The organism is Shigella sp. FC1967, assembly GCF_001743005.1.
Classification (GTDB): Bacteria; Pseudomonadota; Gammaproteobacteria; order Enterobacterales; family Enterobacteriaceae; genus Proteus.
This window is the reverse complement of the sequence record NZ_MIIZ01000614.1, coordinates 1-6,338: the sequence shown is the minus strand read 5'-3', so window position 1 is coordinate 6,338 and position 6,338 is coordinate 1. Positions and strand designations below refer to the sequence as shown.

8 protein-coding genes and 1 pseudogene are annotated in these 6,338 nt (G+C 41.3%); all 9 read right to left on the bottom strand.

All coding sequences use genetic code 11. The features are described 5' to 3' along the window. The coding region (locus tag BHE89_RS07460) for a head maturation protease, ClpP-related (RefSeq protein ID WP_128860371.1) at positions 1-777 on the bottom strand (777 nt) is incomplete at its 3' end. A 20-nt stretch (positions 778-797) separates the two neighbouring features. Beyond that, a pseudogene (locus BHE89_RS07455) lies at positions 798-2,124 on the bottom strand (phage portal protein). Then, positions 2,125-3,867, bottom strand: a complete 1,743-nt coding sequence (locus tag BHE89_RS07450; protein WP_069367011.1) for a terminase large subunit — start codon at positions 3,865-3,867, stop codon at positions 2,125-2,127. Beyond that, positions 3,821-4,288 (bottom strand): phage terminase small subunit P27 family, encoded by a 468-nt coding sequence (locus BHE89_RS07445; RefSeq protein ID WP_069367012.1) that lies wholly within the window; start codon positions 4,286-4,288, stop codon positions 3,821-3,823. The genes BHE89_RS07450 and BHE89_RS07445 overlap by 47 nt, the downstream gene beginning before the upstream one ends. Positions 4,289-4,414: 126 nt before the next feature. After that, complete coding sequence (locus tag BHE89_RS07440) at positions 4,415-4,753, bottom strand: HNH endonuclease signature motif containing protein (RefSeq protein ID WP_069367013.1); 339 nt, start codon at positions 4,751-4,753, stop codon at positions 4,415-4,417. A gap of 3 nt (positions 4,754-4,756) precedes the next feature. After that, positions 4,757-5,134, bottom strand: coding sequence for a hypothetical protein (locus BHE89_RS07435; protein ID WP_069367014.1), 378 nt, complete (start codon positions 5,132-5,134; stop codon positions 4,757-4,759). Continuing rightward, positions 5,124-5,435 carry a hypothetical protein gene (locus BHE89_RS07430; RefSeq protein WP_069367015.1) on the bottom strand — a complete coding sequence of 104 codons (312 nt, stop codon included), beginning with the start codon at positions 5,433-5,435 and terminating at the stop codon, positions 5,124-5,126. The genes BHE89_RS07435 and BHE89_RS07430 overlap by 11 nt, the downstream gene beginning before the upstream one ends. 567 nt (positions 5,436-6,002) lie before the next feature. Then, a complete protein-coding gene (locus BHE89_RS07425) occupies positions 6,003-6,212 on the bottom strand; it encodes a hypothetical protein (protein ID WP_077885048.1) in 210 nt (69 codons plus the stop codon). Then, the coding region (locus tag BHE89_RS07420; RefSeq protein WP_171742475.1) for a lysis system i-spanin subunit Rz at positions 6,209-6,338 on the bottom strand (130 nt) is incomplete at its 5' end. The genes BHE89_RS07425 and BHE89_RS07420, both read right to left, overlap by 4 nt.

Genomic DNA, 6,338 nt, shown 5'->3' with positions numbered 1-6,338 from the left:
AATTTCAGAGGTAGCGCTTGGCGTACCGTGAGGATTGGAAGTAGCGCTCGGCATACTTCGTGTTAAAGCACTAATAAGTTTTCTACGCTCAGAGCGAGAGGTGTTCGCCTTAGCAAGTAACGCATCTAATTTACGAATGGCGGCTTGTGGGCTTTCATCACCATCATCAACAATATCTGCAGTAAGCAAATTATCAGCAAAGCCTTTCTCGATTGCTTCACTCGCACCAATATAGGTTTCGTCGTCCATCATCTGACTTACGACTTCATTAGATTGCCCACTACGTGCCACATAGATATCTGCCATCGACATATCAAAAGGGGCGAGATCCGTCGCTAATTTTGCAAAGTCATGCCGATTACCCACACCGACAGCCCAACAGTTATGGATCATCAAAAAGGCACCTCGGCCCATTTGAACTACATCGCCAGCCATTGCAATAATGGACGCAGCTGAAGCAGCAATACCTAAAATATTGACGGTCACTTTTCCACTATGAGAGCGAAGTAGGTTATAAATGGCTAACCCTTCAAACATATCGCCACCGGGGCTATTAATATTGACAACTACATCATTATTTCCAATGGCGCGAAGTGCGGCAGAAATACGTTTTGCAGTAACACCCTCTCCCCAATAATCTTCACCAATCACATCTAATATCGAGATGGTGTTATCTGTACTTGATGCACGAATACTGCTATTCCATTTATCCAGTGCTTTGGATTTCAGCTCGTAACTAATCGATGCGCAGGGGCGATCCTCCAGCGCAACTGGCAAATGACTTTTTTTTCATAAATTTACTCCTCAGAGTGAGGTTGATTGGCTTGAGAGTGTGGGGCTACGGGATTGCCTTCAGGGAATAACCAGTTGGTGATCTGCGCTTTAAGTTTTTCAGCTTCATTGCTAGAAGCTTCTTGTCCAAGCTGATCAAGTGGCGTTAAATTAAGCTGAACAGTGTAAATATCACCACCCTCAATCGGCGGTAAATTCTCTAACCGTCGAACATCATTTCGACTCATCCAGCCATTTTGTAATGCCGTTGTATAGTAAGCAGAACGCCCTGCACTGTCAGCCCGTAATAGACCTTCAACAGAGAATTCAGCATAATAATCGTCGTCATTATCAAGCAGGCATCGGTTGATTTCTTGTTCAATATTAACCAATAGAGGTCTAAGTGTGTTAGTGAGGAATTGCATATTCATCCCCTCCACACTTGATGCCCAACTACTTTGCTTATCAGCATGGCCAACCATAAAGGGAGGAACCCGAAACCAACGGCAAATCTCCTCAATACTGTATCCTCGACTTTGCAAAAGCTGAGCTGTTTCAGGATTCATTGTTACATTTTGAAAAGATAAATCGGCCTCAAGTATCATTACCTTTCCAGCATTTTTTGAGCCAGAAAAAGTCGTCAAATGTTTTCTTAAACGCTCTCTCTGATCTGGCTTTAATGCTGCTTTTGACGTGAGCAACCCGCTGGTTTGTAACCCATTTTCGAAAACCTTTCCTGCAGCTTCATCCGTTGATAGTGCCGTGCCAATAACATCTCTCCCTACTTGAATAGGGATCATTCCACAAATACCATCCATACCAAACCCTCTGATATGCATTATATTTTTATCAGGAATAACTCTCTTGGCTGATTTTGAATCAGTGTAAGTATATTCTAATCGTCCATTATCTAAGCGCTTTACTACCATATTTTGCGGTAGTAATGGGTTAAGGGAGACTAATTTAGATCCAATATATAACTTCTCAATAAAGGCGTTTCCTCTTAAGCATAAACTGGCAACGACCATTAACATAAATCGAGAAGGTGTCATTTCTGAATTTGGTCTTCGGCACAACACAGTGTAGGCAGGATGTTGTTTTGCTAGTTCACGAGAGCCATCTATATTTGTTTTATAGATTTTAAGCGGTAACGTTGAAATGGATTCACTAAGCAATCGAACACAAGACCAAACAGCTGACAGCTGTAATGCATTATCAGCCGTCACGGTCTTACCACTGCTGCTCTTTCCTGACCACTCCCCCCCAAAATGTACCGTCCGCTAAACTAATAGGGATGCCCATCCAATTAAGGATGGCGGACTTCACTCTCCCTGGTTTTTTTAATGTGCCCATCTAAATCCCCACTATAATTGGATCATCAAAGAATCCTTCAATATCTCCATCATCATCAACTCCACCTTCAGCAGTACCAATCGCCATTGCAGAGGCCACGACTCCATCAATTCGACCGGTACTTTTCTTTTTAGCAAAAATACGATTTTCTTTTTGATCTGCCTCTAAAACGGCAGAAGCTGCATTCCACCTCAAACAAGGATTAGCATGAATGACTAATTTTTCATCATCTATGAGCCCTTCAAATAATTCGATTGAGTGAGGCATCCATAGCCCAGAATCCTTAGCTTTGTAATATCCCTGCCCATGAGGAATGAGAGGTACTGTTACTGAAGCTTCGTCTAATTCAGGCTCGAGATATTTAATGCGATATTGGTCAAACCCAATTGCAAGTAAATTAACATGATGAGTTATTTCAGATAGGCGCTCTGCAACAAATTCATATTTGACTGCTTTACCCGGTGTAGTATGAATAAACCCTTGCTTAACCCAAGCATCATAAGGAACCCTGTCAGTTTTAGCTCTTTCCAATAAAGTGTCTTTGGGTGTCCAAAATTCAACATATAGGTGTTTGATGCGAGGAAAATAAAGCGCGAGTGCAGTTAAATCTCGTGTTCCTGATAAGTCTAATCCGCCATAGCATTCTTCACCTTGTAGATCTTCCAAAGTAAAGAGTTTCTCTCGATTCATCCAAGTGTCACCATTGATCCACGGATTATCTGCATCTACCCATTGGCAGAAGTTAAGACGACGAACAATGCTTTCTTTTGCTGGCATTCCTTGGGCTTGTGTGACTTGTTCACGTAAATAGCGATCCGTGAAGGTATAACCTAGAGAAGGATTTGCTTTTCCCCAACACGATTCATCTTTAAACGGGTCGTCTCCTTCATCAAGAGAACAGATATAAGAAAAGAAACTGTCATCTTCAATGGTGCTTTCAGCAACTTTTCGTCCGTATTCATGGTAGTCATAACACACGCTGGTTTTATCATGGCCACTGTTTGTGATCATGAATATCAGTGCTTGTCGCCTACCTTTTGTACCCGCACGCATCATTTCAACAGCAGTGTTATTTCGATGCTCATGAATTTCGTCGATAAGGGCGCAGTGTGGTCGAGGGCCTGATTGCCCATCATCAGAACTAATTGGCCTAAAGAATGAGCCTGTCTTTAAAAAAGCCAAATTCCACTCTTTGCCAGCACCGCCTGATTTAGTGATACGCTGACTAAGCGCAGGTGACTGATCAACCATTGCCACTGCATCACGAAACAAGATCATGGCTTGGTCTTTCTTTGTTGCAGCTGCATAAACTTCAGCACGAGGCTCACCATCAGCGACTAAGCAATAAAGACCAACACCACCAGCTAATGGAGACTTGCCTGAGCCTTTTCCTGACTCAACATACGCCATGCGAAATCGACGTGTACCATCTTCCATTTTCCACCCGAAGATGGAGCCAACAACAAAACATTGCCAAGGCAATAAAATAAATGGCTTTCCTTCATGCTCACCACCGTTAAGCTTCAAGACTTTTGCAAAAAAACCAATGGCTCGCTGTACAGCATCAACATCCCATACTAAACCGCGCTTTTTAGCTTCGTTTAGATCTTTGAGATGCCTTGCACAAGAATTTCTGATATCAGGGCCAGCCAGTATCTTTCCACTATTAACGTCTTGAGCGTATTGAGTTGCAGGATCAACCGAAGTATTGGTTGAGTGGGTCTTCCTCTTCTTCTCCACCATCTACTTTCACCTTTGAGCGAGATGCTGGTGTTAAACCAAACTCGACTAAATAACTTTTAAAACGTCGATCCGCATCAGCCAGCATGGCCACTGCAGGATTCGCTTTAATTAAAAAATCCCCTAATTGGGTTTTTGTTGTATATGTCCGACCTTCAATGGCAATAGTGTCTCGTAACTGAAGAATATCGGTATAAATATCACACAGCCTTTCTAACGCAAATACGTCAGCAATAGTCAGAACGCCCATCCCATCCAACAATAGCGTTAACTTTACCCATGCCATTTTTCCCCAGTCCGTCAAATGTTCAGGTGGGCTTGGAATTTCACGTTTAGGTTGTGGTTCTTTATCGTTAAGTTTTCTTTTCCCCGGATTACCGGTGACCACTTTCAAGTGGGTCGGTTTCGGGCGTCGTCCTGCCATCGGAACCTCCCAGAAAAAAACTTTTCATTTCGCGGTTGTGCACACAAATGACGGGGCTAGGTAATCAAAACAAAAGGATTTGAACTTTTCATCCTCCCCCACCATTATAATTACAATCGTTATTACTTATTTATTCCAATGAGAATTAGGATCAAGAGGAATGCCATCAGCATTACAGCCAACAACCTTGCCACTCTTTTCCATTCGCTGTTTTGTTGAGTTGTGGTGAAGGTCACATAAGCTCTGAAAGTTCTTCTTATCCCAGAATAGGGCTTGTGCTTTTGTGATAAGGACCTTATCACCAGATTGGATTGCATCTCTAAGTCGATGCGGAATAATATGGTCAACAACAGTTGCTGCGGTAATACGGCCTTGCTCTTTGCACATAACACAGAGTGGATGCTCATTAAGAAAAGCTAATCGCACCTTTGCCCATCGACCACCATAGACATTGCGTTTTTTCATTTTTTATCTCTGACTACACCACGTTCTGTTATTTAGCTCGTTCGTAAGTTTAGCCCACGCATGACGTTCAATTTCTCGCGCCTGCATCAACTCAGTGATACTTGCATCTTGTCGATCAGCTCGCATACGTAAATCTGCTAGCTGAGCATTGATGTCATGCTCTGACTTATTACTGACAAGCACACCTTTGAATTCAGCAGAATTAATAAAGGCATCTTTAATAAAGAATTCACCAGAAGACTGAAAGAAAAACGGTGGGATTGATTTAGGCTTCACACCTACATCTTGCATTAGTTGCTTAATACGATTGAGTTGTTCTTCTAACTTATCTAAGTCACTTGTATCTACTGAGACTTTTAATTGAATACTGTTATCTGACATCGTTTAATCCCTCAATAACAATAGGTTCACCACCTGCAATCTTGGCCCACTTATTCTGCTCTGGAAGCAATTCTTTAAGTTGATTATCGATATATTGAATTGATTCAATTAACGCTGGAACTTCATTACAATCAAAGAGCATGTATTCATTACGTTGATCGCTGTAAGGATCCCAATATTCATTTATTAAAACGGAAATATGTTTTAACTCACATTGTCTGATTTTAATTAAAGAATGTATTCTTCTGGATAGATACACATCACGACCTATCGCATCATAGTTAATCTGATCATCTGACATAATGTTCTCCAATAAAAAACCACCAGTTATTAACTGATGGCTATCTAAATAAACTCTATCAACGCCACTCAATGAATGACGTTTGTAGAATTAATTATGTCTCTCCATAGTCACGCCGTTTCTTCTCTCATAGCTGACGTTGCTACTCGTACTAGAACTGAGTGGATTCATTGTTTTTGATTCTCACTATGCGCTACCTGCCGAGAATAAAACAGGTCATAGCTAACATATGAAACTGCGACAATGCGACGCTTAACTTGTTGGAATTGCTTAATAAAAATACCTTTATTAATATCGTTACATGTGTGTTGTGATTTGGATCTTTTTTTTTTGCAACTTGCATTTGTTTTTCTTGAATTAAAGTGTATATACTTAAATTCCCATCAACCCAGTGTTGATATCTAATACATTCTATGTGTTTTACTTTGCGCTCCTATTGGGGCGCTTTTTATTATTAAAAACCTAAAAACTTACGTTGATTATTAACAGATTGGCTTACTGAATATTGGTAATCTATTGTTTTCAAACATACTAGTGAAAGCCCTGTGGGAGCCCAAACTCACAGGGTTATTTTTTGAATGGTCGTAGCTCGCCCATAAGTTTGGGGAAATAACCAAAGTTCATAAAGCTAAGTGAGCGCATTGTTCCTACCCATGGGAATTGCTCCCCTTCTCTTACGTCATCTAGGCAACACACTGGATAAATCTCGTCTTCATTTTCATCAAACACGACATCTTCAGTAGTGTAATGCGGTATAAAAAACATCAGCCACTTCACTGTAAACACTCCTGTCTTATGTAATCCTGCAACCCTTTAATCACTTGCTCTGACTCTGCAATTCGCTCTCTGAGTAACCAATAATTTCTGATAGCGGTGTCAGTAGGTCGGGCGGTGGTTGCATCA

Excerpts from the sequence above, each read along its gene's own strand:
- BHE89_RS07450 (WP_069367011.1), bottom strand. The coding sequence starts at position 3,867 with ATGGTGGAGAAGAAGAGGAAGACCCACTCAACCAATACTTCGGTTGAT.
- BHE89_RS07445 (WP_069367012.1), bottom strand. The coding sequence starts at position 4,288 with ATGGCAGGACGACGCCCGAAACCGACCCACTTGAAAGTGGTCACCGGT.
- BHE89_RS07440 (WP_069367013.1), bottom strand. The coding sequence starts at position 4,753 with ATGAAAAAACGCAATGTCTATGGTGGTCGATGGGCAAAGGTGCGATTA.
- BHE89_RS07435 (WP_069367014.1), bottom strand. The coding sequence starts at position 5,134 with ATGTCAGATAACAGTATTCAATTAAAAGTCTCAGTAGATACAAGTGAC.
- BHE89_RS07430 (WP_069367015.1), bottom strand. The coding sequence starts at position 5,435 with ATGTCAGATGATCAGATTAACTATGATGCGATAGGTCGTGATGTGTAT.